General features: G+C 33.7%; 21 protein-coding genes. 18 read left to right on the forward strand and 3 right to left on the reverse strand.

The window, feature by feature from the left end; all coding sequences use genetic code 11:
* The 10 genes from GJV76_RS05710 to ggt all read left to right on the forward strand — a co-directional run bounded on the left by GJV76_RS05710 (window position 1) and on the right by ggt (window position 11,186).
* Window positions 1–924, forward strand: coding sequence for a homoserine kinase (locus GJV76_RS05710; protein ID WP_155091681.1), 924 nt, complete (start codon window positions 1–3; stop codon window positions 922–924).
* Window positions 921–2,210, forward strand: coding sequence for a threonine synthase (gene thrC, locus GJV76_RS05715; protein ID WP_155091682.1), 1,290 nt, complete (start codon window positions 921–923; stop codon window positions 2,208–2,210). The genes GJV76_RS05710 and thrC overlap by 4 nt, the downstream gene beginning before the upstream one ends.
* Before the next feature lie 199 nt (window positions 2,211–2,409).
* Entirely contained in the window at window positions 2,410–3,474 is a 1,065-nt protein-coding gene (locus tag GJV76_RS05720) for a CNNM domain-containing protein (protein ID WP_155091683.1), read from the forward strand.
* 47 nt (window positions 3,475–3,521) lie between these two features.
* The gene (locus tag GJV76_RS05725) at window positions 3,522–3,908 is read left to right on the forward strand and encodes a (deoxy)nucleoside triphosphate pyrophosphohydrolase (RefSeq protein WP_155091684.1); all 387 of its coding nucleotides are present in this window, start codon (window positions 3,522–3,524) and stop codon (window positions 3,906–3,908) included.
* Between the two features lie 195 nt (window positions 3,909–4,103).
* A complete protein-coding gene (locus tag GJV76_RS05730; RefSeq protein WP_155091685.1) occupies window positions 4,104–4,313 on the forward strand; it encodes a DUF6140 family protein in 210 nt (69 codons plus the stop codon).
* Window positions 4,314–4,433: 120 nt separating this feature from the next.
* Window positions 4,434–5,291, forward strand: a complete 858-nt coding sequence (locus tag GJV76_RS05735; protein ID WP_155091686.1) for a helix-turn-helix transcriptional regulator — start codon at window positions 4,434–4,436, stop codon at window positions 5,289–5,291.
* 33 nt (window positions 5,292–5,324) lie between these two features.
* Window positions 5,325–7,001 (forward strand): cation diffusion facilitator family transporter, encoded by a 1,677-nt coding sequence (locus tag GJV76_RS05740; protein WP_155091687.1) that lies wholly within the window; start codon window positions 5,325–5,327, stop codon window positions 6,999–7,001.
* 4 nt (window positions 7,002–7,005) lie between these two features.
* On the forward strand, window positions 7,006–8,082 hold the full coding sequence (locus GJV76_RS05745; protein WP_155091688.1) for a hypothetical protein: 1,077 nt from the start codon (window positions 7,006–7,008) through the stop codon (window positions 8,080–8,082).
* 8 nt (window positions 8,083–8,090) lie between these two features.
* Entirely contained in the window at window positions 8,091–9,200 is a 1,110-nt protein-coding gene (locus tag GJV76_RS05750; protein WP_155091689.1) for an AAA family ATPase, read from the forward strand.
* 309 nt (window positions 9,201–9,509) lie between these two features.
* Window positions 9,510–11,186 carry a gamma-glutamyltransferase gene (gene ggt / locus GJV76_RS05755; RefSeq protein ID WP_155091690.1) on the forward strand — a complete coding sequence of 559 codons (1,677 nt, stop codon included), beginning with the start codon at window positions 9,510–9,512 and terminating at the stop codon, window positions 11,184–11,186.
* Between the two features lie 97 nt (window positions 11,187–11,283).
* On the opposite strand, the gene GJV76_RS05760 is transcribed toward ggt, so the two are convergent.
* Window positions 11,284–12,078 carry a hypothetical protein gene (locus GJV76_RS05760; protein ID WP_155091691.1) on the reverse strand — a complete coding sequence of 265 codons (795 nt, stop codon included), beginning with the start codon at window positions 12,076–12,078 and terminating at the stop codon, window positions 11,284–11,286.
* A 4-nt stretch (window positions 12,079–12,082) separates the two neighbouring features.
* On the reverse strand, window positions 12,083–13,162 hold the full coding sequence (locus tag GJV76_RS05765; protein ID WP_155091692.1) for an Ig-like domain-containing protein: 1,080 nt from the start codon (window positions 13,160–13,162) through the stop codon (window positions 12,083–12,085).
* Window positions 13,163–13,603: 441 nt separating this feature from the next.
* Here GJV76_RS05765 and GJV76_RS05770 point away from each other — a divergent pair, with 441 nt between their 5' ends.
* From GJV76_RS05770 to GJV76_RS05805, 8 genes are all read left to right on the forward strand, one after another.
* Window positions 13,604–13,990, forward strand: a complete 387-nt coding sequence (locus GJV76_RS05770; protein WP_155091693.1) for a hypothetical protein — start codon at window positions 13,604–13,606, stop codon at window positions 13,988–13,990.
* 1,044 nt (window positions 13,991–15,034) lie between these two features.
* Window positions 15,035–15,874, forward strand: a complete 840-nt coding sequence (locus GJV76_RS05775; protein ID WP_155091694.1) for a hypothetical protein — start codon at window positions 15,035–15,037, stop codon at window positions 15,872–15,874.
* 29 nt (window positions 15,875–15,903) lie between these two features.
* The gene (locus GJV76_RS05780; RefSeq protein ID WP_155091695.1) at window positions 15,904–16,485 is read left to right on the forward strand and encodes a Crp/Fnr family transcriptional regulator; all 582 of its coding nucleotides are present in this window, start codon (window positions 15,904–15,906) and stop codon (window positions 16,483–16,485) included.
* 107 nt (window positions 16,486–16,592) lie between these two features.
* Complete coding sequence (locus GJV76_RS05785; RefSeq protein WP_155091696.1) at window positions 16,593–17,042, forward strand: carboxymuconolactone decarboxylase family protein; 450 nt, start codon at window positions 16,593–16,595, stop codon at window positions 17,040–17,042.
* 341 nt (window positions 17,043–17,383) lie between these two features.
* On the forward strand, window positions 17,384–18,871 hold the full coding sequence (locus GJV76_RS05790) for a hypothetical protein (RefSeq protein WP_155091697.1): 1,488 nt from the start codon (window positions 17,384–17,386) through the stop codon (window positions 18,869–18,871).
* A gap of 23 nt (window positions 18,872–18,894) precedes the next feature.
* Window positions 18,895–19,233 carry a hypothetical protein gene (locus GJV76_RS05795; RefSeq protein WP_155091698.1) on the forward strand — a complete coding sequence of 113 codons (339 nt, stop codon included), beginning with the start codon at window positions 18,895–18,897 and terminating at the stop codon, window positions 19,231–19,233.
* A gap of 30 nt (window positions 19,234–19,263) precedes the next feature.
* Window positions 19,264–21,591 carry a hypothetical protein gene (locus tag GJV76_RS05800; RefSeq protein WP_155091699.1) on the forward strand — a complete coding sequence of 776 codons (2,328 nt, stop codon included), beginning with the start codon at window positions 19,264–19,266 and terminating at the stop codon, window positions 21,589–21,591.
* A gap of 106 nt (window positions 21,592–21,697) precedes the next feature.
* The gene (locus GJV76_RS05805) at window positions 21,698–24,370 is read left to right on the forward strand and encodes a hypothetical protein (RefSeq protein ID WP_155091700.1); all 2,673 of its coding nucleotides are present in this window, start codon (window positions 21,698–21,700) and stop codon (window positions 24,368–24,370) included.
* Window positions 24,371–24,752: 382 nt separating this feature from the next.
* On the opposite strand, the gene GJV76_RS05810 is transcribed toward GJV76_RS05805, so the two are convergent.
* Window positions 24,753–25,946 carry a multidrug effflux MFS transporter gene (locus tag GJV76_RS05810; protein ID WP_155091701.1) on the reverse strand — a complete coding sequence of 398 codons (1,194 nt, stop codon included), beginning with the start codon at window positions 25,944–25,946 and terminating at the stop codon, window positions 24,753–24,755.
* Window positions 25,947–25,982 lie beyond the last annotated feature (36 nt).

The raw sequence follows: 25,982 nt of genomic DNA on the forward strand, positions 1-25,982 counted from the left end.
ATGAAAGAAATAAAAATATATAGCCCAGCTACGATAGCCAATGTATCATGTGGTTTTGATGTTTTGGGAGTTTGCTTAGACAATGTGGGAGATGAAATGATATTTCGTCAAAGTGAGCAAAAGGGACTTAGAATTGTTGAGATTACTGGTGCAGATTTACCATTAGAAATTGAGCAAAACGTAGCAGGTGTTGCTGGAAAAGCGCTTATGGAACAGCTCAATCCAAACTTTGGAATCGAGATGATTATTCACAAAAAGATAAAGGCAGGAAGTGGAATAGGAAGTAGTGCAGCCAGTGCCGCTGGCGCAGTTTATGGTATCAATGCTTTATGTGGCTATCCCTTGACAAACAAAGAATTAATCTACTATGCAATGCAGGGTGAAGCTCTTGTAAGTGGAGCACCTCATGCAGACAATGTCGCTCCAGCACTACTTGGAGGTTTTGCTTTTATACGAAGTTATGCTCCCTTAGATATAATCTCAATACCAGCTCCTAAGGAGTTATACGCTACGGTTATTCATCCTCAGATTGAATTAAAGACTATAGATTCTCGTTCGGTGTTAAAGCAAACAGTCGGGTTAAAGCAAGCAATCACGCAATGTGGAAATTTAGGAGGGCTAATCAGTGCTTTGTATACGGAGGATTATGATTTGCTTGGTCGCTGTTTGCACGATGAATTTGTAGAGCCTAAACGTTCATTGTTAATTCCCAATTTTGCGGCATTAAAGCAAGTAGCAGTAAAATGCGGAGCTTTAGGTGGAGGAATTTCAGGAGCAGGCCCTTCGGTCTTTGTATTGAGTAGAGGTAAGCAAATTGCAGATTGTGTTGCAAGTGAAATGAGAAATATAGTCAAAGAGGCCGACTATCAATGTGATATTCACGTTTCACCAATTAATCCTAAAGGTATAAAAGAGTTGATATGAAATACTACAGTTTAAATAATAGAGATATTGTTGTTTCATTTAAAGAAGCTGCATTACAAGGTTTAGCACCTGATAAGGGATTATACTTCCCTACGGAGATTCCCCAGTTGCCTAAAGCATTTTTTGAGAACATAGGTTCGTTGAGCAAAGAGGAGATAGGTTATCAGGTAATTAAACCCTTTGTAGGAAATGAGATTAACGAAGCAGACTTACGCCAAATTGTCAAGGAGACATTAGACTTTGATTTTCCATTAGTGCAAATAGAAAAGAATAAATACGCCTTAGAATTGTTTCATGGACCAACTTTAGCTTTTAAAGATGTTGGTGCGAGATTTATGGCTCGTTGTTTCCAAAAGTTGGCAAGAGACAATGCTAAGAAGGTAACTGTCTTAGTTGCTACCTCAGGTGATACTGGTGGTGCTGTAGCTCACGGGTTTTACGGGGTAGAAGGTGTGGAGGTTGTTATCTTGTACCCCAAGGGAAAAGTAAGTAGTATCCAAGAGAAGCAGTTAACTACTTTAGGTAAGAATATCAAGGCTATCGAAGTAAATGGCAGTTTTGACGATTGTCAGGCAATGGTGAAACGCGCTTTCTTAGATGATGATTTAAAGGGAGCACACTTAACTTCGGCTAATTCTATTAACGTTGCTCGTTGGTTGCCGCAGATGTTTTATTACTTTTTGATGTATAGGGAATTAGGAAAGATTGACAAGCCCCTGGTAGTTTCGGTTCCAAGTGGAAACTTTGGCAATATATGCGCCGGTATGTTGGCAAGAGCCTTGGGACTTCCCATAGCACATTTTATAGCTGCTACCAATGCCAATGACACAGTGGTTCGATATATGGATACAGCTATTTATCAGCCAACAACTACTAAAGTAACGCTGAGTAATGCAATGGATGTAAGTGACCCCAGTAATTTTGTGCGAATCTTAGCCTTGTTTGGCAACGAGAATAAAGCATTGCACGCAATTTTAGATGCGTATAGTTTTACTGATCAACAGACTTTGGAAGCCATAAAGGACATTTATTATGCGAAAGACTACCTTGTAGATCCACATGGTGCAGTTGGTTATTTAGGCTTGAAGCAGTATGAAGAAAAGAAAACTGAATTTATTGGTGTCTTCTTAGAAACAGCTCATCCGGTCAAGTTTCCAGAGTGTATAGAACAGTTACTAAACATAGATATTGAGATTCCAAAGAGGTTACAAGAAATTCAAAAAGGAGTTAAAAAAGCTATTGAAATATCTGATTATAAAGAGTTGAAAAGGTTTTTATTAGATTGATGACTTAATATTAGTTAGTAGATAAGTTAGAGGTGTTAGCAATATATCTACTTTGTTTTATCTAAAGTGATTTTGTATTTTTAAGATCACTTTAGATAATTATATGACGTTTTAGGAGTTAAATTTGTTGCTTGAGTAATAAAAAACGCTTAAATAATTATATTTAGTTTTATTCTTGTATAAAATTTAAATATCAATAATGACATTATTATTAGTCTATTTAGGATTAGCACTATCTATTTCATTTATCTGTTCTATAGCAGAAGCTGTGCTTTTATCCCTACCAGTTTCATTTTTAAAATCTAAACACCAAAACGGTGACAGTAGAGCAGGAAAAATGCTGGCATTAAAAGAAGATATTGACAAGCCTTTGTCTGCTATTTTATCTCTGAATACAGTTGCCCATACAGTTGGTGCTGCTGGAGTAGGAGCGCAGGCATCTATTGTGTTTGGAGATGCTTATTTTGGTGTGGTTTCAGCTGTATTGACTTTACTTATTTTGGTTTTAACTGAGATTATACCGAAAACCATAGGGGCTAATTATGCAAAGAAGCTCTACGGAATTATAGCAACGACTATTTCGGCTATGGTGGTTTTGTGTTATCCTTTAGTGATATTGTCATCCGTTGTAACAAGAAGCTTGAGTAAGAACAAGGAGGAGTCAACAACTTCTCGAGAGGAAATTTCTATGCTTGCCTCGATAGGAGAACAAGAGGGAATCTTGAAGGGCAAGGAGAGTAAGATCATTCAGAATATTATTAAACTTGATACTGTCCAGGTCTCAGATATTATTACGCCTCGAATAGTGATGGTATCTGCAAATGAACAGATGAGTTTGAGGGAGTTTTTGAAAGAAAAAGAGTTTTTGTATTTCTCTCGTATTCCAATTTATCAAGGGCATAAGGATAATGTAACCGGTTATATCTTACGCGAACAAGTATTTGAATATTTAGCGGAAGATAAGTTTGACCTTAAGCTTAAAGATTTGAAGCGGGAACTAATTCACTTTTCTGAGAAAATGAGTGTGATTTCAGTATGGGGTAAGTTTATTGAAAAAAGAGAACATATTGGAATTGCGTTGAACGAGTATGGAGAAGTAGAAGGTTTAGTTACTTTAGAGGATATAATTGAAACTTTGTTAGGTTTTGAGATTGTAGATGAGAAAGATAAAATTGTCGATTTAAGACAGTACGCTTATGACCGCTGGCAAAGTAAAAAGAAGAAATACGAGTATTTGGATTCACAAGATGAAAACAACGCTTAGTATCTCTCAAACTATTTGTACTTTTAGAGGTATAAATTAAAAAGTAAATGTTGAAAGTCTGCTGTGCTATTATTGAATACAATAGCAAGGTATTAGTTGCTCAAAGACCTCAAGGAAAACTGGTTCCACTAAAATGGGAGTTTCCTGGAGGGAAGGTAGAGCCAGGGGAGAGCACCATAGCGTGTATCGTAAGAGAAATAAAAGAGGAGTTACAAATGGATGTAGAGGTAGTAAAAGAACTTACCCCCGTTGTTCATTATTATGAAGACTTCTCATTAGAGCTCATCCCTTTTGTTTGCCGTGTTTCCAGTGAACATTACCATGCGTATGAGCACAGTAAAGTAGAATGGGCAACAGTAGAACAATTGCCTTTTTATGATTGGGCTGAGGCAGATATCCCAATAATGAAAGAGTATATATTGCAAAAGCTATAAAAGCCGACCTATTTAGGTCGGCTTTTTTTATTAGTAGTATAGCTTGTAAATGGAATTTTTAAAAATAAAAATTGGGTGAAGTATAGGTTTTTTTGAGGGAATAAGTTTTTACTCAAAAAACGCTATGCTCCACCCTTTATTTCTTCTTTGGTACTCTGTTGTATTATAATTTCGTAAGTATAAAATTGTTAGATAATGGCAAGATATAAAGCGACAGTTATTCGAAATTACAATAATGAACAGGTTTATATAGAAAAGGGTATGAGTGTCGAGTTTGTTTCTTTTACTCATCCTTGGATTGATAATGGAAAGGTTGTACAGGAAGCTTTCATGCGCGTCTATGGCGTTGACTTTACTAAAGGAGGGGGATGTTCGCCTGCGTTTATTGAGGTCGTGGAAATATAATTTGGAGACAAGGGTTTATAGTTGACGGTTTACGGTTTTACAAAAAAATAAAAAGTTGGCTGGTGTTTTTTGACAGTCACTGCTGATATGTTTGCACTGTCACTGTAATACAATGAAAGAATGAGAGATTTATTGAGAATATATAATGTACTGGAACTCTTTAAGAGAAAGAAGTATTGTACAAAAGAGGAGATTCTTGAGGCTGTAGGTAAATCCGAAGATAAAACGATAAGTTATGAAACGTGGAATCGCTTGCGCAAGCGAATGGATTTAGATTATGGTTTTGAAGTGATATACGACAAGGCACAAGATATGTCTTATTTGTTGGAGCATCACAAGGTGGATTACGGACAGCTGATGGGGATGATTCACCACTTTAAAACAGCTGATCTACTCCAACGCTATGTCAAAGGAGATAAGCGAATGATTGATCACTTGGATTTTGAAGAGGGTTTAAAAGTGGGGCAGGAAAGTCACTTAAACGACTTACAAGAGGCGATGTTAAAGTGTGAATCTGTTGTGATTACCCATCAAGGATATACCAAGGCTACTGCGTCTGAGATAACGGTTAATCCACTGTACTTTAAGCAGTATCAGAATAGGTGGTATCTCATCGCTGAGTCGGTGAAGGATAAAGAGTTTAGAAGCTTTGGTATGGATAGAATCCACGATGTGTTGTCTATAGGGAAGAAGTTCAAAAGCCGTTTAGAGGAGGCGAAAAAGGCATATAGTCAGATTGTTGGAGTGACTTTAGGAGATAAATCAACGAAGTTACAAGATGTAGTCATCCTCTTTGAACCTGATCAAAAGCCTTACCTCGAGAGTTTAAAACTTCACCATAGCCAAACGGTTTTAGAGGATACAGAACATAGATATAAAATAAAAATAACTGTCAAACCTAACTATGAACTCCAGCAGCAAATCCAAAAGTTTGGAAGCTTAGCTGAGGTGTTAGAAGGGGAGTGGGAGTGTTATTAATAGAGAAATAGATAGAGAAATAGATAGAGAAATATGAGTAACTATAATGAATTAGAAGAGTATTCAGATGATGATAATCAATTTATTGATTTTGATGAATTACAAAATGAGTTAGAAACTAAATTGGAAGAACAACTTATTGGTTTAGATGAATTAAATGAAGATTTTAAAAATATAGGTAACCCTGATGTATTAGGAGAGACTATTGGATCTGTAATTTGGGAGCAATTTATTCTTCAAGTAGGTGTAATAGCAGGAGAAGATTTTATTAAAGAAAATAGAAACTTAAAGTTAGATCTTAGAAATTCTGCTCATATACAAACTACTGAAAATTTTGAGAAGGGAAAAATAGCTAAGCATAATTCAGAAATTGATTATGAAGAAAGATATACACAGTATCAAAATAATTTTCGCAAAGATGATAATGGAAATATACATACTCATTATAATAGAATGGGAAAAGAAGAGAAAACTGTAGATTCTGGGGCTAGAAAGAATTTTGACAAAGGAAGACCTACAGGTTCAATATTGAATAATACGGATATGGATCATGTTGTTTCAGCAGGTGAAATTATAAGAGATGCACAAGCTAATGCTCATTTAACAGTAGAAGAACAAGTTACTTTTGCTAATGGTACTCATAATTTAAATGAAATGGATGCAAGTCAAAATCGTTCAAAAAGCGATTTAGGGATGACTGATTGGCTTGATAATCCTAATAAGAATGGACAAAAACCAAATGAAATTTTTGAAATATCAGATAAACTTGACAAAGATTATAGAGAAAAGGACAAAATAGCAAGAAAAGAATATGAAAAACAAAAGTTACAAGGTGAAGAAAGGTCTAAACTAACAGGAAAGAAATCTCAAAAAGCTGAAGCATTTCGTATCGGAGGTAAAGCTCTTCAGGCAGTTTTAATGACTTTGCTTGCTGAACTCTGTAAAACTATTATACAAAAATTAATTATATGGTTTAAATCAGCAAAGAAAGGCTTGAAAAGCCTTAAAAAATCTTTAGAAAATGCAATTAAAAGTTTTTTTAAAGATTTTAAAAAGCATTTAAAAACGTCTAGTAATTCATTGCTTACAACAGTAGCAACTGCAATCCTTGGGCCTATCGTGGGATTGATAAAAAAAGCATGGATGCTTTTAAAACAAGGTTGGAAATCTTTAAGAGAGGCTATAGATTATATTAAACATCCAGTTAATAGAAAAAAGAGTAGGAGTATTTTAATGTTAGAAGTATCTAAAATCATTATTGCAGGATTAACAGTAGGAGGAGCAATTGTTTTAGGAGAAGGAATTGAAAAAGGACTAATGACGATACCATTTCTTGCTGCTCCAATTCCACTTTTAGGGAGTTTAGCAAGTCTGTTAGGAATATTTTTTGGAGCTGTAGGTTCTGGTATTATTGGTGCAATTGCGCTTAATTTGATTGATAAAATGATAGCTAAGAAGAAGAAATCTTTATTAGTAGAAGCGAAAATTGATAAAGGAAATCAGATATTAGTAGTACAAGATAAGTTGAAAGACGTTGCAAAAGTGAATATGGAACAAAATAAAAATCAAATGGCTATAAATATATATGGCAGACATTCTGAGTTAGATAAACGTTTTGAAGTTCAGTCAAAAGAGGACAAGTCAATAGAAATTGGAAAAACTAAGAATGATGAAGATATTGATGAATTGTTTAATTTATTGAACCAGTAATTATATGAGTGATATAATCCCTATTAAGCCTAATAGACAAAAATTAGAAAATGCAAAGCTAGCAGTACAAAAAATAGCAGATAAAACTCCTCAAACTCCAACTTTAAGTACATTTAGACATGGCAAATCTTGGTATGGTGTAACACACAAAGTTACAGGAGAAGATATGAATGTATTTGTTTCGGATATACAAAGTTTGATATTCCAGTTAAATAAAGAAAATATAGATACATATAAACAGTTTACTGCTGTATATAATTTTTTTGATATTCTAGATAAAGAATATATTAAGTATTTTAATCTATCAATTGACAAGTTAGAAGTAGTAACTGAAGAAGCTAGAAAAGCGGGAAACGATGCTTTAAATGCTCAAAAAGAGATAACTAGAACGATACAGGTTTTAAAATTAACAATAGAAAAACTAACAAAAAATAAAATAGAGACTGATAATAAGTTAGTTTCTTTTGAAAATGATATTAAAGCCAAACTAACTCAACTAAATCGTATTGATGAATTAAAAAGGGATTTAGAGAGCAATAAGCATTTTTCTGATGTTGATACTATCTGGGCAGATGTACAGACACATAAGGCTAATATCTCGAGTATTGAAGAGAGACTTTCAAAAGGGTTAATAGATATCAGTTTACTTAAAGATTATAAAAGTAAATTAGAAGGATTAAAATACCTTAGCGATGTTGATACTATGTGGACAGATGTACAGACACATAAGACTAATATTATAGGTATTGAAGAGAGACTTTCAAAAGGGTTAATAGATATCAGTTTACTTAAAGATTATAAAAGTAAATTAGAAGGATTAAGATATCTTAATGATGTTGATGCGATATGGGCAGATGTGCAAGACCATAAGAAAGAGTTTTCTAAAGTGAATACCAGTATAAACTTACTATCAAATAAAACTTATGAGTTAGAAAATAGCTTTTTTAAAGAGCTTAAGGCACTGGATAATAAATTGGATGCTAATTCACAGGAGTTTACAAAAAAAATAAAGATTTCTTATGTGATGACAGGGATAGCATTATTAATTTCAGTTGTGCATATAATTGTTAGTTTGTTATAAAATAATTTATGGACAATAAATATAAAGAGGCTTTATTGACTTCAGCTAAAAAATTAGATAAAAGTAGTAATAGTGAAAATCAAATTGTTAGGCTTACCCATGAGCTTATAGAAGGTAGTAACAGAACTACTATAAGAGATTTATTTCGTTTTTTATCTATTATTTTAAAATTAGAGGATAAACATATACTTCAGTTATTGAAGGAATTTAATGAATGCTTATTGAAGTATTTTGGATATCAAAAGATTCAAGAATTTTTTAATAGTGATTATTCAGGTAAAAGTAAGGAAGATAATTATTCGTTATCTGAACTTTTGGATCAATTAAATCAGCTCGTAGGACTTGAAAAAGTTAAATCGAAAATACTAGATCTTATTTCTTATCAGAAAGTACAACAGTTAAGAAAAGAAAATAGCTTAGTAAATCCTAAAAATACTTTACATCTAGCTTTTACTGGAAATCCTGGAACAGGAAAGACTACAGTAGCAAGGATTGTAGGACACATATATAAAGAATTAGGATTACTGACAAAAGGACATTTTATTGAGGTTTCTCGAACAGACTTAATAGCTGGTTATCAAGGACAGACTGCGTTGAAAGTAAAGAAGGTAATAGAAGAAGCAAAAGGAGGAGTCTTATTCATCGATGAAGCATATAGTATTACAGAAAATGAACATAGTGATTCATATGGAAAAGAATGCTTAACAGAATTAACTAAAGCTCTAGAGGATTATAGAGATGATTTAGTTGTTATTGTAGCAGGTTATACAGCTCCAATGAATAACTTTTTTAATTCCAACCCTGGTTTACTATCTCGTTTTAATACTTTTATTGAGTTTGATGATTATTCTGAAAATGAACTTTTTGATATTCTAGTTACTTTATTAGATAAAAGTGATTATATATTAGATTCAAACTTAGAAAACACTATTAAACTCTTTTTTAAAGAGAGTATTAATAATAAGACAGAACAGTTTGCTAATGGTAGATTTGTAAGAAATATTTATGAGGATTTAATAATGAAACATGCTAGTAGGGTTGTTAACATTAAACAACCAAGTTTAGAGGATCTTAAAAAAATTATAGAAGTTGATTTTTCTACTTATTTGGATAAGTAAGAGAGTTATGATAATAAAATAATTTTTTGTACAAACATTTTAGTGTTAATAAGATTTATTTTATAGAAAAAAGTACACTTGCATTGAACCTATAGCTAGGTCTATCCAGATTTTGATTGAAATTAAAAAAGGAATTAAATTAATAGAGTTAGATTGACTAAATCAATTTAAAACAGATAATCAAAACCCCACGCTTTGTGGGGTTTTTTTTGATTGAATCTTTTGAGAATTTCTCAATTGTATTATCTTTCACTTTTCAAGTAAGTAGTTATCGTACTTGAGAAGTAGTAAACAATCAAAAACACATATATGAAAAGAATAGCAATTGGGTTATTTATTTTAGCATCTGGTGTGATGCAGGTAATCGCCCAGAACCCTGAAACCTTTAAAAATGGAGTTATCGTTTCGGCTCATCCAGAGGCAAGTCGAGTGGGAGTTGAAATCCTAAAAAAAGGAGGTAATGCTGTAGATGCGGCAGTGGCCGTTGAGTTAGCCTTAGCAGTGGTTTATCCCAATGCGGGAAATATCGGTGGTGGAGGTTTTATGATCTACAGGGGTAAAGATGGTCGAGTTGACGCTTTGGATTATAGAGAAAAAGCACCCTCACAGGCAAGAGAGAACATGTATTGGTCAGGAGATGGACAAGCAATCACAGAGCTTAGTATGAAAGGAGCATTAGCCTCAGGAGTACCAGGTACAGTAGACGGAATGGTTAAAGCACATGCGAAATATGGTAGTCTACCTTGGAGTGATTTAGTTCAACCTGCTATTGAGTTAGCTGAAAAGGGTTTTTCAATTACAGAGAAACAAGCTGATGAGTTTACTAAGAATCATCAAGTATTTTTAAAGTATAATACCAAAGAAACTGCCATAACAAGTAAGACAAAGTGGGTGGCTGGTGATGTATTTATACAAGGGGAATTAGCCAATACACTTAAGCGCATACAAGAAAAAGGTAGAGCAGGATTTTATGAAGGAGAAACAGCTGAGTTAATCGTTGCAGAAATGAAAAGAGGCAATGGAATGATGAGTTTAGAGGATTTGAAAAACTATCAAGCAGTATGGAGGACACCTATTATTGGACAGTACAAAGGACTTAAAGTTATCTCTATGCCTCCACCAAGTAGCGGGGGAATTGCTTTGATTTCACTGTTTCAATCGGTAGAGAAGTATCCATTAAAAAAATGGGGTTTTCAAGCTGAGAAAACTGTGCAGGTAATGGTTGAGGCAGAGCGTCGTGTATATGCAGATCGCGCTGAACACTTAGGAGATCCAGATTTTTATCAAGTGCCAGTGAGTCAATTGGTAAACAAAGACTATAATGTTGGACGCATGGAAACTATGTCTTTCGATAAAGCTACCAAGAGTTCTGATATTAAAGCTGGTGAGATCGCAGCTAAAGAAAGCGAAGAGACCACACACTATTGTGTAGTAGATCAATGGGGAAATGCTGTATCGGCAACAACAACATTGAATGATTCGTATGGATCTAAGGTTGTAGTAGGGGGAGCTGGCTTTTTGTTGAATAATGAAATGGATGATTTCTCAGTAAAACCAGGAACGCCAAATATGTACGGACTTGTAGGGGGAAAGGCTAACTCAATTCAGCCCAATAAGCGTATGTTAAGTTCTATGACTCCAACTATTTTAGAGAACAATGGCAAATTATATATGGTTGTTGGAACTCCTGGAGGCTCGACTATTATAACCTCTGTATTTCAGACTATCTTGAATGTTGTGGAATTTGGAATGAATATGCAACAAGCTGTTGCAGCACCGCGTTTTCACCATCAGTGGTTGCCTGATCGCATTGATTTTGAACCATTGGCAATTGATCAAAAAGTTAAAGAGGAATTAGCTAAAAAAGAGTATTTGTTACAAGAGCGTAAACCTTATGGTAGAGTGGAGGGAGTTTTAGTTTTGCCCAACGGAGAATATCAAGCAGGAGCAGATCCTAGAGGAGATGATATTGCAAAAGGATATTAATAAGTAAATACCAGTTAAAGTAATTTCTATATAAAAAAGCCTATTACAATCATTGTAATAGGCTTTAGTAATTTATAGTGTGTTGTTGGTTTAGTTTTTATTCTCTAACAAAATCAAGAGAAGCTTTACCAAAGTATTCCCCTTTAAGCTCTTTTCCACTCTCAAACTGGAACAGGAAGTCTATTTCAGTTACAGGTGAAAGATATTTGTAATCTCCAAGGTCATCGAAAGCGTCTAGTTTTTTAATATTGATGAAAGTTTTTGACTCCATATTAATAACCTCGTTTAACTTTTGACCGTTAAGAATGAAGGTAGCTTCTGCCCATTTTGCAAATTCAACTTGGTGAGCAAAAGGATTGATAATTACATTATTATCCTCTCTTAAAAATGCTACTTGTATTTCAATTGTGTTTTTATTGTCCTCTGACTTTAGAATCATATTGTATATATCGTATATATACGGTCCGTATGCATAAGGAGTTTTAAAGTTAAAACGCAGTGAATTTAGTGTATATTCTTTTCCATCATAAGTAAAAAGACTTGGATTTTTGATATTGATCTTAATGATATTACTCTCTTCAAATCCTACTTTAGTTGCTTTAAATAAGAACTCACCTTCTTCTAAAGCAACCCAAGTATTTTTCTCAAGTGGATACTTTCCTATTAGTTCTATTCTCACGCCTTCTACTATAGCTCCATTGGCTTTGACAGTGAATTCAAAAGAAGTTCCTACTTTCCCCGTATTTTTATCAACTGTAAGTTCAAGTTTTGTTTTAACCTCGTCTATAGGGTCTGTTTTAGTCTCGTTGTCGTCGCTTGAACAAGCAAGGTTAAAAAGTATAAATACAGAACTAATACCCAGTAATAGTGAATGTTTAATTTTGTTTATCATAGTTTTATTTTTTACGTTTAATTAGTTGAAGTACCTCTTTGTCAGACAGTGATGATAATATATTTGTGCTAGTTGTACCTGTTTGAACTGTTTCAAAATCAAGCTCAGATGGTCCGTCTAACTCTCCTTTAATAGAAGTATTGTTCTCAAGAACAAAGTCAAAGTTTATGGCAACTCTATCAGATATATAGAAATCTTCTCTAAGAGGTTTGAATGGTTCAACCTTTGTAATAAACATAGTAGAATCAAGTGTGCTTATTTCTCTAAGTTGCATACCATTGGCATAGAATTGAGCTGCAGCAAAACCTCCGAATAATACTTCACCTTCTTCAGGGAAAGTCAATTCTTTTGGATCTTTTCTTTCAAAACCAGCTAAGAAAACGATTTTGTTTTCAAAGTCATCAGACATCATTACTAATCCCCATACATCAAATATTCCAAAATCTTCAGTAACTGTTCTATAGAAGTTAAAGTATGATTTATCCAATAGATAGATTTCATCTTTATAAGTGAAGTAGCTGTAGTTTTTAATTTCAATTGTTAAGACATCACTGGATGCGAATCCTTTTTTATGCGCAATGAACTTGAAAGTACCAAACTCTTTAGCAGTCCAAGTATTTCCTGTAAATCTTTCAAGACCGACTACTTCAATTTCTACGTCTTGAACAGGTTGCCCGTTAGATGTGATTTTAAATTCAAATACATCATTAGGCTTTCCAAATGTTCGATTCGCTTCGATGTTTAATTTGCCAATTCCCTCTTCTACAACAATTGTAAGTGTTTTACTATTTTGATAACCTTCTTTCTTTGCTGTGAATTGATAGGTACCACTTTTTGTAGGTGTCCAAGTCAAATCTTTAATTTGTCCTAAAGTTTTTTCGGTAATAGTCACTCCTTCAATAGGTAATTGATCAGCCAATACAGTAAAGGTGATAGTTTCTCCTACAAGTGCTTTGGTTGCACTTGCTTGTAATACTAATTGTGTTAAGTCTTTCGAGTCGTTGTCGTCGCTTGAACAAGCTCCAAAAACAAAAGAGAAGGCCACACAACAAATCATCATAACAGTAGAGATGTGTTTTTTCATAATTTCTAGATTATTTAAGTTGTTTTTATTTATGTTAACATAATATTGGTAAAAGTAAAACAACAATTAGAGTGTTAAATTCATTAAACAAATAGAAATGCTGTGATTAAGTATAGTAAACAAAGAATGTTTTGAATAAACAGTAGTGATGTGTTATAAAATCAAATGAAGTGATATTTTAGTTAAATAAATGTAGTATTGCAAAGAATATTATCGCTAAATACTAAAATTATATAGGAATGATTTGTAGAATTTAGTGGATGTGTTTTTTAGATTTTATATTGAAAAAAAATGGCACAATAGGTCTTTTTGTGTATTCTGTTACTCGATGTGTGTAATCTCTGTTCGTTTTGTAGATAATTTTCCGATTTAGATATTTTTATTGCGAATATTTGTATTTATACTTTACTTTGTTGCGTAAAAAATAAAATATCAAAGGTTATGTTTAAAAAAGCGAAATTGGCTATTGTTTGTGCCATAGCATTCTCAGGATTGATCTCTTGTAGTAGTGATGATAATTCATCAGATCCAGGAACTCCAGAACAAAAGGGTAAATATGTAGTAGTTGCCAAAACAACAGATAATGCTTACTTAGGTAATATTGTTGTTGTGAATAACGGCACCACAGAAACTATTGCAAACTACGGTAAAACTGAATGGACAAAGACTTTTGAAAAAGCCTCGAACGTTGCCGTTTCTGTTACTGGTCATGCTATTGATATGAATGATGAAACTGCAGAGATGACTATTCAACTTTTAAAAAATGGAAAAGTGGAGAAAGAGTCAAAAGCTTCAGGTAGTGTGCTAGTTGGAAATATAACTTTCTAAGCGTTCTACAATTAATTAGTAACCTTGTTAACTTATATATAGGCTGTTTCAACTTGTTGAAGCAGCCTATATTTTTAAATATTGTTTGCTACTGTTTTATATTATTGTTAGTCTATTGACTTTTTAGTTATCAATATTAGTAGTAATAGATCTTATTGTTTTTCTAAGTCTTAATTTTTACTTTATCAATTACATTTATGTTTGAAAATTGAATAATTGTGACTAATTAGGTATAATATTGTCAAAATACTCCCTAAACTGCTTTTTATGGTATTATAAAATAGAGAAGTAGTAAGGACAGTTTTGGTTTAAAATTGATAGGTTGGATTTCACGGGGTAAAGTTCACTATTCAAAGTAATTTTCAACTTAATGTATAAGTTTAATAAGAACAGATTACTGTGATTATAGCATTAAGTAGTTTATCTAATATGTGTTTTGTGTTTTAATATGGTACAAAATGTGTGATTTGTATATGAATCTTTTGAAAGTGTATTTAATACTGCACTATATTTGTATAGAGTAGTAGTTAGTGTTTTTTGTAAATAGGTGTTTGATACTTTTAAGTTAAAAGGATATAAATAAGCTTGGAGGACTTAGTTAAATAGATAGTTTATAAGCTCATTAATCAAAGCTTGTTTACAAGTTTGAATATTGCAACAGTTTGCAAAGCATAACTATGATAGTATTTAAGAATAAAGTTTAGTAAAGTAAATTTATTTGTACTTGAACGTAGGTCTTAAAAAGGGCATTAGGACTCATTAATAGACGTTTAATTGTGCATTTAAGTTTATAAGTATAGTGAATGAAGGCAATGGTGCTTTGTAGCGTTGCTGAAGTTTAATTAACTAATTTAAGTTTGCCGTTTTGTACTGTTTTTAATTTTGTTAATAATTGTAGGTAATTATTATTAATACAATAAAATTAAAAGACAAAAGGTGTATTTTAAAAAGTTAGATTTATTTTCAAAACAATAAAAAAAGATTACCAATAAATTGATACTACAGTATTGAACTATTGGATATTACTGTTAAAATAGATAAGGCATGATAGAAAAGTTATTAGCATTACAAGATAGAATTTATAAATACTACAATAAAGACTATCCGTATAGTCTGATATATTCGCCTCGAATTAGTTTTTCTAAGATTGGTGAGTTATTTGAGTTAAATTATTTTGGAGATGGATATGATGAGGATACTGATGTATCAAGCGAAGTTTTTGAACAAGAGGAAGGATACAACTTTGGCTTTTGTGCAGTTTTAGATTTGATTATCGCTAATCCAGATGCTTTTGTTTCATTGAATTTTAATGGACCAGATGCTGGTGCAAATGGCTTTCGCAATTGGGACTTTAGTCGTTTAGCTAAAGCAGATATTACTTTAAATAATGTTCGGTCTTTTAAAGTAAATTTGACAGATATGGGCGATCACAATCTTTGTTTAATTGGTGAATGTGATCTCGAAGATGGAATGATTGCTAAGTTAGTATCAAAAATGCCTAAATTAAAGATTCTTCAAGTTCCTTCGGCACCCGATGCAACCTTTTTTGAAGTGCCAAATTTGCGGTTAGAGCAATTAATAGTTCATTCGGGATATCACCATCAAAACTTTATATACAACCTTGCCAAGAGTCAAAATATGAAGTATTTAAAGATGTTAGACTTTACAGATATTTTTGACTATTACAGCGATCGTAGCGAAAATGAGTTTACTTCACTATTAGATTATGTAGCCCTATTTAAGTCAGAGCTGTTTCAATCCAATTCAAATTTTCTATTCAAGCTTAGAGATAATAGGATAACAGCTACCAATTGTAAGATGTTGTTGAGTATTGCTCAAGTACAGCTTTATCACGTCATAGAAATTCCAGGACAGTATAAGTAATTAAATAGTGAGTGATAATTTGTTTTCAAATGAGTAAAGAGTTCTTATTTAAACATATTCAAAAGTTTATACCTTTTATAAGTCAAAGTGAAGTTGAGCAAATCTATACTTATTTTACAGAACTTAATCTAAAGAAAAAGGAGATAGTTCAGCATGAAGAAGAACTTTGTAGGTCTATGTTGTTTGTCTGCAAGGGTTGTCTTCACAGCTATTATATAAAAGATAACGGCTCTTTACAAACTCTTGATTTTGCAATTGAATCTTGGTGGATCTGTGACTATATGGCTTTTGAAAACAGTAGCTTGAGTGATTTGACTATACAAGCTGTTGAAACCTCAATTGTTTTGTCTCTAAGTAGAGAATCCCTTGATGCGTTATTACAGCATCATCCTGTGATGGAACAATATTTTAGAAGAATATTTCAGCGAAGTTACGCAGCCGCACAAAAGAGAGTACAGTTCTTATATCAATATTCAAGAGAAGAACTCTATTTTCACTTTGCTTCGCATTACCCCGAATTTGTACAAAGAGTACCTCAATATTTACTTGCCTCTTATTTAGGTTTTACTCCTGAATATCTAAGTGAGATTAAAAAGAACAGTTTGCGTTAATATCGTCTCTTTTACTTTTTTCCACATTGGTTGTTTTATTAAACCTGTTTAAGTTTTTTGCTATTTGCTTTACTGAGCTTTGTAGGGTAATATTAAAAATAAAAATGATGAGTAATAGAAGACAAATCAACCAGGTGGACCCTAAAGCTTATAAGGGGATGATCGTATTAGAGCAGTATTTAGATCAAAGTGATTTAACGCCAATTCACAAAGAGTTAATTAAAGTGCGAACATCTCAGATTAATGGATGTGGTTATTGCCTCGATATACACAGTCAAGATGCTCTAAAAAACGGAGAGCGTATTCAAAGACTTTTAGTTTTAGCAGCCTGGAGAGAAACAGAGCTTTTCTCAGAAGAAGAACGTCTTATTTTAGAAATGACTGAGTCAATAGCATATATCCATAGGGGAGGTATTATTGATAGTGTTTACGATCGAGCGCTATTGCTTTTTGGACAAGATTACCTTGTTCAATTAATTATGTGTATGGTAACTATTAATGCTTGGAATCGAATAGGAGTTAGTACTCAAATGAAGGCTAAAGAGAAAAGAGAATAGTATTTATTTAATACTCTGAAATTAATGTTAACGAAAGCCGTTGTAAAAGTATTTTTGCAACGGCTTTATTTGTCTTTATGTGTGTAATTTTTGTTAAATATTGATATATATGTGTTGAAAGTGGTAAATGGTCTATTTATGTTTTAACTGTTTTAGTATAATTTATTTAACTTAAATATATGCAATTTAAGTTAATTATTGTTTTTAATGTTGTTTATTTACTTAAATAGTTTTAATAATTTAATTTTAATGTTTAAATATTTGAATTTAGGATATTATGTTAACTTTTATAGCGCATATAGTATAGAGTAAATATATTGTTCACAAAAAAATAAAATAGAATGAAGAAAAAACTACTGTTGTTATCTTGTTTGTTTGCTATCGGATTAGTAAACGCACAAGAATCTCAAAAGCGAATTGGAATAGGTGTTTCTCTACCAGATCCAAGCGCTATTTTACATGTGGAATCCACTGATAAAGGGGTGTTAATTCCAAATGTTGTTATTGAAGACCTTAGTAAGAAAGATCCTATTGAAGGGGAAATAAAAGAAAGTTTATTAGTATATAACAATGATGCAACACATGTAGCTAAAGGTTACTACTATTGGACAACGAATGCAAAAGGAGATAGTAAATGGGTTCGAGTAATTACAAGTGATGATGCAAGTGAAATTTTAGGTGGACAAATACAAGAGAAGTTTACAATCGAAGAGAAAGATATTGAAAAATATGTACTTGATACAGATGGTAAGATTAAACTTGATGCTCAAGGTCAGCCTGAAACAGAAACATTAAAGATTAAAGGTCTTGTTGTTTATGCTCCAGATAAGCTAAAACCAACAGAAGATATCGTCAATATTGATGTTCCTGAAATTGTGAAAGAGTCTCAGACTTTGACCTCTTTTGAATTAGGACATTATCTCTTATACCACTATGATAATGGTAAGTCATACAGAGAACCTTTAACTCCAGAGGAGGAATTGGATTTAGGCACAGTTCAAGAAGGAGACCCAACAACCGAGTTGGAGTTGATCTTTAGAGATGAAAACCAAAATGTACACAAATATGCTGTTAGAGATTTATTAGGAGCTGATAATGAAGAGGTAAAGGCGATTACTAAATTAGATGTAAACAGTACTTTAGATGGATTAGACTTTACAGATGATAAAGGAACAGAGAAGAAAATTAGCTTAGTAGAATTAGTTAAAAACTTAGAAGCTAAAACGTCTCTTGATATTACAGCTGATGATGAATTGATCTATATCAACGAACTTGGTGGAGGTTCTACTTTCCGTTTCTCCTTGCGTACGATCGTACGTGAGCCATGGAGAGTTGCCGAGACTAACAAAGAAGCTACTTTAAACTCTGAGAATATTTTTACTCAAGGATGGGTAGGAGTAGGAGTGACTGCAGCTGAAGCTCAAGCGGCAATTACAAGTCCTAAACCAGATGAGAAATTGCGTGTAAACGGAAGTATCTATGCTCGAAATAGTTACTATGCCGATTACGTATTTGAGAATTATTTTACTAAAGAGGCTTCGTCTTTAAAATACGACTATAACTTCAAAGATTTATCTACGGTAGAATCATTTATTAAAGAAAACTATCACTTACCAGGTATTACACCTGTATCAGCTCTTGATAAAAGTAGTGAAGAAGGTTATTTAATTAATGTTTCAGAATTGTCTATCCAATTGTTAGAAAAGGTAGAGGAACTTTATCTGCACACTATTGATCAACACAAAATAATCAATGAACAACGTGAGCAGTTAAAAATGCAAGAAGATCGCCTTCAAGCGATCGAAGAGTATCTTAAACAATTAAAGTAGTACAATAAAAAACAGATATGATTATGAATTACATAAAAAATATAGTGAAACACTTTGCTGTAGTGCTAATGCTGTTTTTGAGTATTGGAGCTTTTGCTCAGGTAAATAAGACTGCAGGTACACGTATTACAGATGTCACTACAGAAAAGGAATTAAACCAGGCAGCTATTTTAGACTTAGATAGCTCTACTCGTGGATTCTATATGCCAAGGATGAATACTGCTCAACGCGATCAGTTAGGCGAGAAGTTATTAGAAGAAATGGCAAATGGAAAAGAGAATACAGGTTTGTCTATTTACAATACGACGACGGACTGTATTGAGTATTGGAATGCTGAGACTTCAAAATGGCGAAGCTTATGAGGTAGTTTACCACCTGCAAAACTGGACTTCTTGGATGGTTGTAGCAATATAGATGTAGATGGGTCTATTCAGATTCCGGGTGTACAAGGACCTGCTTGGCAACAAGGGATATCTTTAAATGGAGATCAAAACTTTATTACTATTCGCGTATATGTTTCTCAGATTGGTACGTATCAAATCAGTGCTGATTCTGGTAACGGGTATTTCTTTACTGCTGATGGACAATTTCAGGCAGAAGGAAATTATACTGTAGTATTAAAGGGCATGGGAGCTCCTAAACAAGGATATGATCAAGGGGGTACAGGTAAGAAAGGAGACCAAGTAAAGTTTACTTTTAATGGAGTTCCTTCAAAGAAATGTCCTGATGGAGTTGAAATTAAAGTGGTTCCTGCTGATTTGCGCTTAGAAATTGTTAGAACTACTTACGAAGCGGCAGGTAAATATTACGTAGGTAAAGAGGCAAGTGAAGATGAAGGAAATACATTGACATTACAAGTAGATGTTAAGATCCCTGGTACTCCAACTATTAGTGCTGTAAATGAAACATTGGGGATTGGATTTGTAAAAGTAGTGGAGTTTAAGCAAGCTGGTATTCAGGAGGTTGTGTTGACGCCGATGAGTGGTAAACTTCTTCCAAATAACAATGATGATGCAAGTTATCCTCTTGAGCTTGATATTTCTGTGAAGGAAGCTGATAAGACAACTACAATTAACGGTGCTAAAGCAATTATCAAAATAGAAGGGACGGAAATTTCTTTTGACCCAACTAAAGTTGACTTTGGTCGAGAGCCTATTTACAAGGATTCTCCTATGAATAAGAATCACGTGATTACGGTTCCTGTTAAAGTAATCGCTTCTGGTAAAGCATCTTTATCGCTTAAAAATGCTGAGGGAGTTGAGTTTGAAGCTAAGGATGTGGTGTTTAATAAATTGGACAATCCAAATGAAACGCAGAATGTGGTGTTCACTCCTGTGTTAAATGATAAGAAAATGCCGGCAGAGGAGACTTCTGATTTTACAATGTCTGGTGTGGCTTCTCGATTTACAATTACAGGTGATAAGATTATTAAATTTAATCTTGCTCAAAAACCAGTATCTTATACTGTAGATTGTGCTAAGATTAAATCAAACCGTTCAACTGTACCTTATAATAAAGAGATTGGTGATACTTATCACATCATCGTTCCTGTGGATGTTGATGTTGCTGGAGAATATGAAATTGTGACAGAGAACGCTGCTGATGGATTATTCTTTAGTAGTACTGTCAATGGAGTAAAACAAGTATTTCCTGGAACAGGACCACAACAAGTGATTTTATATCCTGTAAACAAAAATGTTGTACCAGCTAATAAGGGAACTTACGACGTTCGTATTATCAATACTGACGGTAATGCAAAAACGATGTGTGAGGCTAAGTTCAAAGTAAAAGTCGGAAATCCTGATTTGAATATTTTATATATAGGTTCTGATTACGAAGCTGATTTTTATGTATTTGACCGTTATGTATTGCGTGGAAATAAATTTGGAGAGACTGGTAGAATACTTGAAACAGGTCAGTTAAAAGTAGATAAAGTTATTTTGCACTATGCCGATCGTATAGAGAGAAAAGTATTGCAACCTAATAGTTATGGACATGCTAATGGAAAAGCCATGAGAACAGATCTTGCCAATAAAATTAGCACTGGTGATTATAACTTTATTTTCATAGACGGAATTAGCACCTTTAATTATAGTATGGATAAGCAGGTTGCAGATGCACTTGAGCAATACCTGAAAGACAAGAAGGGAATTGTATTAGCGGCTTCATCTCTGTCCAGATATGATGGAGGGTATAGGGCTAGAATGAAAACAATGAGTGCTTGGGGGAATGATGGAAAAACCTATCCTGAGAAGTATGCTCTTCTCGATTTAGTGGTGAAGTTAAATAATAATATAGATTTTGATACTAAGTATTTAAGAATTGCAAATAATGAGAAAGATGTACTTGGTTTCTTAGCTCCAAATGATCGATTGAAGATGATTACGCATTATAGCTATATGCCAGGCTATGGAATTATGTGGTATTTTGGGATGTCATCTTTAGATCTTACAGGAGGAAACTTTATTGCTTTGACAACAGCTACGCAAAACGCTCCTGAAGGAAGTATTGTTATACACAAGGATTACGATTTTATTTTTGCTCCTGTACTTGAGAGTACGCAAGACCGTTTTATGTTTGATTATCTTAAAGTAAGGAATAGTCCTGATTATGATATTATTACGAGAAATGGTCCGGATCACAATAACTATAAAAAAACGTATGATGCGTATATGGGGAATTTACTTATCTCTATCTTCTCTAAGTTAATGAATGAATAATTAATAGATAAAATAAAAACTCCTAATTGGTTTTAGATTAGGAGTTTTTATTCTTGGTTATTTCTGTACTTATAGGAATGGCTAAGACTTATCAAACTTATATTTTATGAATAAGATAAAAAATAGTATAAAGCAGCTTGCTGTTGTTCTTTTATTGCTTATTTGTTCTACTGTTTGGGCGCAAAATGAAAAGAGTGTAGGGACTCGTATTACAGATAAGACAACGAATAAAGAATTAACAAGTACAGCTATATTGGATTTGGACAGTTCCACACGTGGATTCCATATGCCAAGAATGAATACAACTCAACGAGATCAGTTAGCTGCTCGGCTAATGGCGGATGAGACACTTGGAAAAGAAACTACTGGGATGGTGATATTTAATACGTCTAATGACTGTATTGAGTATTGGCATGCGAGTACGGGAAAATGGAGAAGTTTATGTGGAAGTTTACCTCCTGCTAAGTTTGACTTTATCACGGGGTGTGAGAATATAAAACCAAGTGGTGGATTTACGATTGAGGGGATACCTGCTCCAAGTTGGCAGCAAGGTTTTGCTTTAGATCCTACGAAGCACTTTCTTCAAATAGAGGTTTATGTTTCACAGATTGGTACGTACAGTATTAGTGCAGATTCTGGCAACGGTTATTTCTTCTCCGCTGAGGGGCAGTTCCAAGCTATTGGTAATTACACCATCTATTTAAAAGGACGTGGTATGCCTAAGAAAGGGCATCCACAGTCAAGTGGTGAAAAAGATAAATTGAAGTTCACCTTTAATGGATTGCCTTCTAAGAAGTGTGATACAGGATATGATGTAACCATTATTCCAGCATTTTTAAAATTCCAGATTAATAAAGCGACTTATCCTGCACTTGGCAAGTATTACTTCAATGAGGATATGAGTGAGGATGCTGGTAATAAGATTGATTTATTAGTTAATGTGGATGTTATTGGTACAGCTAAAATTACGGCTAAGAATGATGAGCTTGGGCTGCATTTCTTTGCTGAAAAAGAGTTTACTTTAGACGGGCCAAAACAACCCGTTACTCTATTACCTGTAGCAGGTCATGTCAAACCTTTAAAGAATGACTTAGAGAGTTATGAGTTAACTTTTGAAGTAGATGGTGTTCCCTTAAAAGATATTGATGTTACTATCAACGAAGCAAAAGCCTCTGTTAAGGTGGAGCCAACGACAGTTGCCTATGATGCTACACAAGTAAACTTTGGTAGTGAACCATTATATCGTGGTACTGCTATTAATGCCAGAAATACGATTACAGTTCCTGTTAAGGTGGTTTCGCCTGGTATAACTAAACTAAAACTGACCAATGGTGAAGGAGTGGAGTTTGTCTCTGAGTCACAGACTTTTGTTCGAAATAAAGCAAATCCAGATCAAACGGTTCCTGTATTATTTAACGCTAATGTGAATGGTATACAAATGCCTTCTTCGCCAACATCTGATTTTACGATTAGTGCTGAGGAAGGGCGTTTTGAAGTGGAAGGTGATAATGTAATCACGTTTAACTTAGAGGTTAAGCCTGTTGCGTATACAATTGATTGTGCAACAATTAGTTCAAACCGATCAACGATTCTACTCGATAAGGAGATTCAAGACACTTATACTATTATAGTCAAAGCAAATGTAACGGAGTTAGGTGAGTATGAATTGAAAACGACAGTTCCTGTTCAAGGAATTACATTTAGTAGTACCCGTGACGGTGTAAAACAGGAGTTTAAAACGTTAGGTGCTAATGATATTGTGCTGTATGCAGAACAAAAAACTATCGCCCCTTCTACTCCAGGAGTTACTGATGTATCTTTTATAAATAACGATGGTAATAGCGAAACTTTGTGTAACGCTACCTTCCCTGTACGTGTTGGATACGCTCCATTGAATATTTTATATATTCGAAATGACCGTCCTACTGATAATTTCGTTCAAATGTTAGCAGAGTATTTAAAGAATGATAGGTATTACAGTGAGACTGGAGAACATGTAAAGGTTGGTCCTAAAGTATTGAAAACGATTGCTGTAAATACTAATTATAGTTCAGGTTATAATAGTGAATTAGGTGTTCAGCGTAGAGCTGAAATTGTGACTGAATTGAACAAGGGAATTTACAATTTAGTAATTATTGATGGAGGACCTATTGCAGCAATTGGTCTTGATGCAGCAGTTCACACAGCAATAGAGAATTATATCAACAGTGATAAAGGATGGTTTGTTGTTTCACAAGAAACGGATATTGCAAGATATAAAAAATTATTTGAAGGGTTTAATAGATCAGATCTTTCACCAGAATCGAGAGGGTTTGGTACCATGTTAATGAAGTTTAATGGTGGAGTAGATACCCCTGTGGCTGTAATCCCAAATGTTAATCGAGAGACCACACCAGTAGGTTATGCAGTGCCAACGAACTCTCATTTTACGATGATAGAGAAGTATACTTATTTGAAAAATTATAGTATATGGCAGTCGAGTGTAGAGACATTAACTTATGACCTTACAGGTTCACAGTTTGAGCCTTTGACTACTTTGAAAGCTGATCTTTCACCAGTAGAAGCAATGACAATGATTCACAAGACGAAGAAAATAGTTATTTTGCCGATGACGAATGATGTTCAGTATAGAGGATTACTTGATCGTTACAATTATGTAAATGGTGAAATGGTAACTGGTAAGTATAGGGAGTATAATGCAAGAAATGATACTTATTTCCAACATTCCTATTTCTTAGGAAACCTATTTACTACTATAATCACAGATTTAATGAAGTAATTTGAACAATTGAATTTAGTTCAATAATAGGACTAAAAGGGCTGTCTCCTCATAATAAGGAGCAGCCCTTTTTGTTTGTGTATCATTGCCTTTCTTATTTGTTGTGATTGAAATACTTCCTTTGAGTAAAATGTTAGGCAAGAAATAACCTCAAGGTTGCATCTTTAGACGTGTGAATTTAGGTATTCTCATTTGTGTTGAATGAGCTTGGTCTTATTGTGGTTTTCTGTATGTTGTTTATGTAGTTAATAGCTTATTTGTGCTGTGCTATGAGGAACTGTAGATTAAGGCAGTGAGTTTTCATTTACTAAAAGAAAAGAGGTTATCTCACTATGAGATAACCTCTTTATCTATTATATTAATTATATTCTCACTCTCTATTTTACTCGTATTCCCCCACCTTTTTATCCTTGAATAAATAACAAAAAAGGTAAAGTAGGTGACAAAGAAGTAAAGAGCCTCCCGTTAGTGTGATTAGATCAAGAGGAATTATATTGGTCAAGGCTGAAATAATGAAAGTAAGGGTTAACTGCAATGTTCCTAATAAGGCAGAAGCCGAGCCACTATTGGTGGTAAAGGGAGCTAAGGCTAACTTTGTTGTCGTGGGAAACAATACGCCAAGGGTTAACACAATAAAAAATAGGGGAATTAACATCAATTCGATAGTTGATTTATAACTGCACATAATTAGAAAAAAAACACTTGCCACTATACCAAAGTAAACGGTTAGTTTAACTATTTGCTCTACTGTATACCATCTTGATAAAACCGAATTGGCAAGCCATGCACCGAGTATTAATCCTATGGCATTGAATGCAAAGATGGAACTAAACATATTGGAAGATAACCCTCCATATTCCATAATCAGATAAGGTGCATTAGCTAAGTAAATCATTAAGATACTATAAGTCAAACTTCCAATTAGGGTGTACTTTACAAATGTATTGTTCTGCACAATCTCTTTAAAATCTTGTGCCATATTTGTCTTGCTTGATGTGGTGCTGACTATTCTTGTCTCTGGCAAAAAGAGCACCACGGAGATTAAGCATACTACACCCAAAATAAATAGGGTCACAAAGGCAGATTGCCATACAAAGTGATTGATTAAGAAATTTCCCATGACAGGTCCAATAATTGGCGCTATACCTGCTATAATAGCCAATAGGGAAAATACATGCATACTCTGGTCTGTATCGTAAAACTCGTTGACTACCGCTCTGGCAATGACTACTCCCGCACAACCAGCAAAAGCCTGAAAGAATCGCGCTATCCAAAACTGTTCAATCGTTTGGGCATAAATACATCCAACGGTAGCCAAAATGAAGACAAGTAAAGATATGATAGTGGGAATTTTTCTACCGTATTTATCTGAAATAATTCCCCAAAATAATTGCCCTATAGCAAAACCTCCTAAGAAGAAGGAAATAGAGAGTTGTACAGACTTTAAATCAGTGTTGAAAGTCTGTGAGATTTTTAAGAATCCCGGTAAGTATAGATCAATACTAAAGGGTTCTAATGCTGAGAGTAGCGATAAGATAATTACCACTACAAACTGAGTTTTTGTAAGCTTTTTCATTTCTTTGTTTTGAGTGGGCAAATGTAGCCTATCAAA

It is taken from the genome of Myroides albus (assembly GCF_009711045.1).
Lineage (GTDB): Bacteria > Bacteroidota > Bacteroidia > Flavobacteriales > Flavobacteriaceae > Flavobacterium > Flavobacterium album_A.

Coding starts and splice junctions, on each gene's coding strand:
- GJV76_RS05710 (WP_155091681.1), top strand. CDS start 1: ATGAAAGAAATAAAAATATATAGCCCAGCTACGATAGCCAATGTATCA.
- thrC (WP_155091682.1), top strand. CDS start 921: ATGAAATACTACAGTTTAAATAATAGAGATATTGTTGTTTCATTTAAA.
- GJV76_RS05720 (WP_155091683.1), top strand. CDS start 2,410: ATGACATTATTATTAGTCTATTTAGGATTAGCACTATCTATTTCATTT.
- GJV76_RS05725 (WP_155091684.1), top strand. CDS start 3,522: ATGTTGAAAGTCTGCTGTGCTATTATTGAATACAATAGCAAGGTATTA.
- GJV76_RS05730 (WP_155091685.1), top strand. CDS start 4,104: ATGGCAAGATATAAAGCGACAGTTATTCGAAATTACAATAATGAACAG.
- GJV76_RS05735 (WP_155091686.1), top strand. CDS start 4,434: ATGAGAGATTTATTGAGAATATATAATGTACTGGAACTCTTTAAGAGA.
- GJV76_RS05740 (WP_155091687.1), top strand. CDS start 5,325: ATGAGTAACTATAATGAATTAGAAGAGTATTCAGATGATGATAATCAA.
- GJV76_RS05745 (WP_155091688.1), top strand. CDS start 7,006: ATGAGTGATATAATCCCTATTAAGCCTAATAGACAAAAATTAGAAAAT.
- GJV76_RS05750 (WP_155091689.1), top strand. CDS start 8,091: ATGGACAATAAATATAAAGAGGCTTTATTGACTTCAGCTAAAAAATTA.
- ggt (WP_155091690.1), top strand. CDS start 9,510: ATGAAAAGAATAGCAATTGGGTTATTTATTTTAGCATCTGGTGTGATG.
- GJV76_RS05760 (WP_155091691.1), bottom strand. CDS start 12,078: ATGATAAACAAAATTAAACATTCACTATTACTGGGTATTAGTTCTGTA.
- GJV76_RS05765 (WP_155091692.1), bottom strand. CDS start 13,162: ATGAAAAAACACATCTCTACTGTTATGATGATTTGTTGTGTGGCCTTC.
- GJV76_RS05770 (WP_155091693.1), top strand. CDS start 13,604: ATGTTTAAAAAAGCGAAATTGGCTATTGTTTGTGCCATAGCATTCTCA.
- GJV76_RS05775 (WP_155091694.1), top strand. CDS start 15,035: ATGATAGAAAAGTTATTAGCATTACAAGATAGAATTTATAAATACTAC.
- GJV76_RS05780 (WP_155091695.1), top strand. CDS start 15,904: ATGAGTAAAGAGTTCTTATTTAAACATATTCAAAAGTTTATACCTTTT.
- GJV76_RS05785 (WP_155091696.1), top strand. CDS start 16,593: ATGAGTAATAGAAGACAAATCAACCAGGTGGACCCTAAAGCTTATAAG.
- GJV76_RS05790 (WP_155091697.1), top strand. CDS start 17,384: ATGAAGAAAAAACTACTGTTGTTATCTTGTTTGTTTGCTATCGGATTA.
- GJV76_RS05795 (WP_155091698.1), top strand. CDS start 18,895: ATGAATTACATAAAAAATATAGTGAAACACTTTGCTGTAGTGCTAATG.
- GJV76_RS05805 (WP_155091700.1), top strand. CDS start 21,698: ATGAATAAGATAAAAAATAGTATAAAGCAGCTTGCTGTTGTTCTTTTA.
- GJV76_RS05810 (WP_155091701.1), bottom strand. CDS start 25,946: ATGAAAAAGCTTACAAAAACTCAGTTTGTAGTGGTAATTATCTTATCG.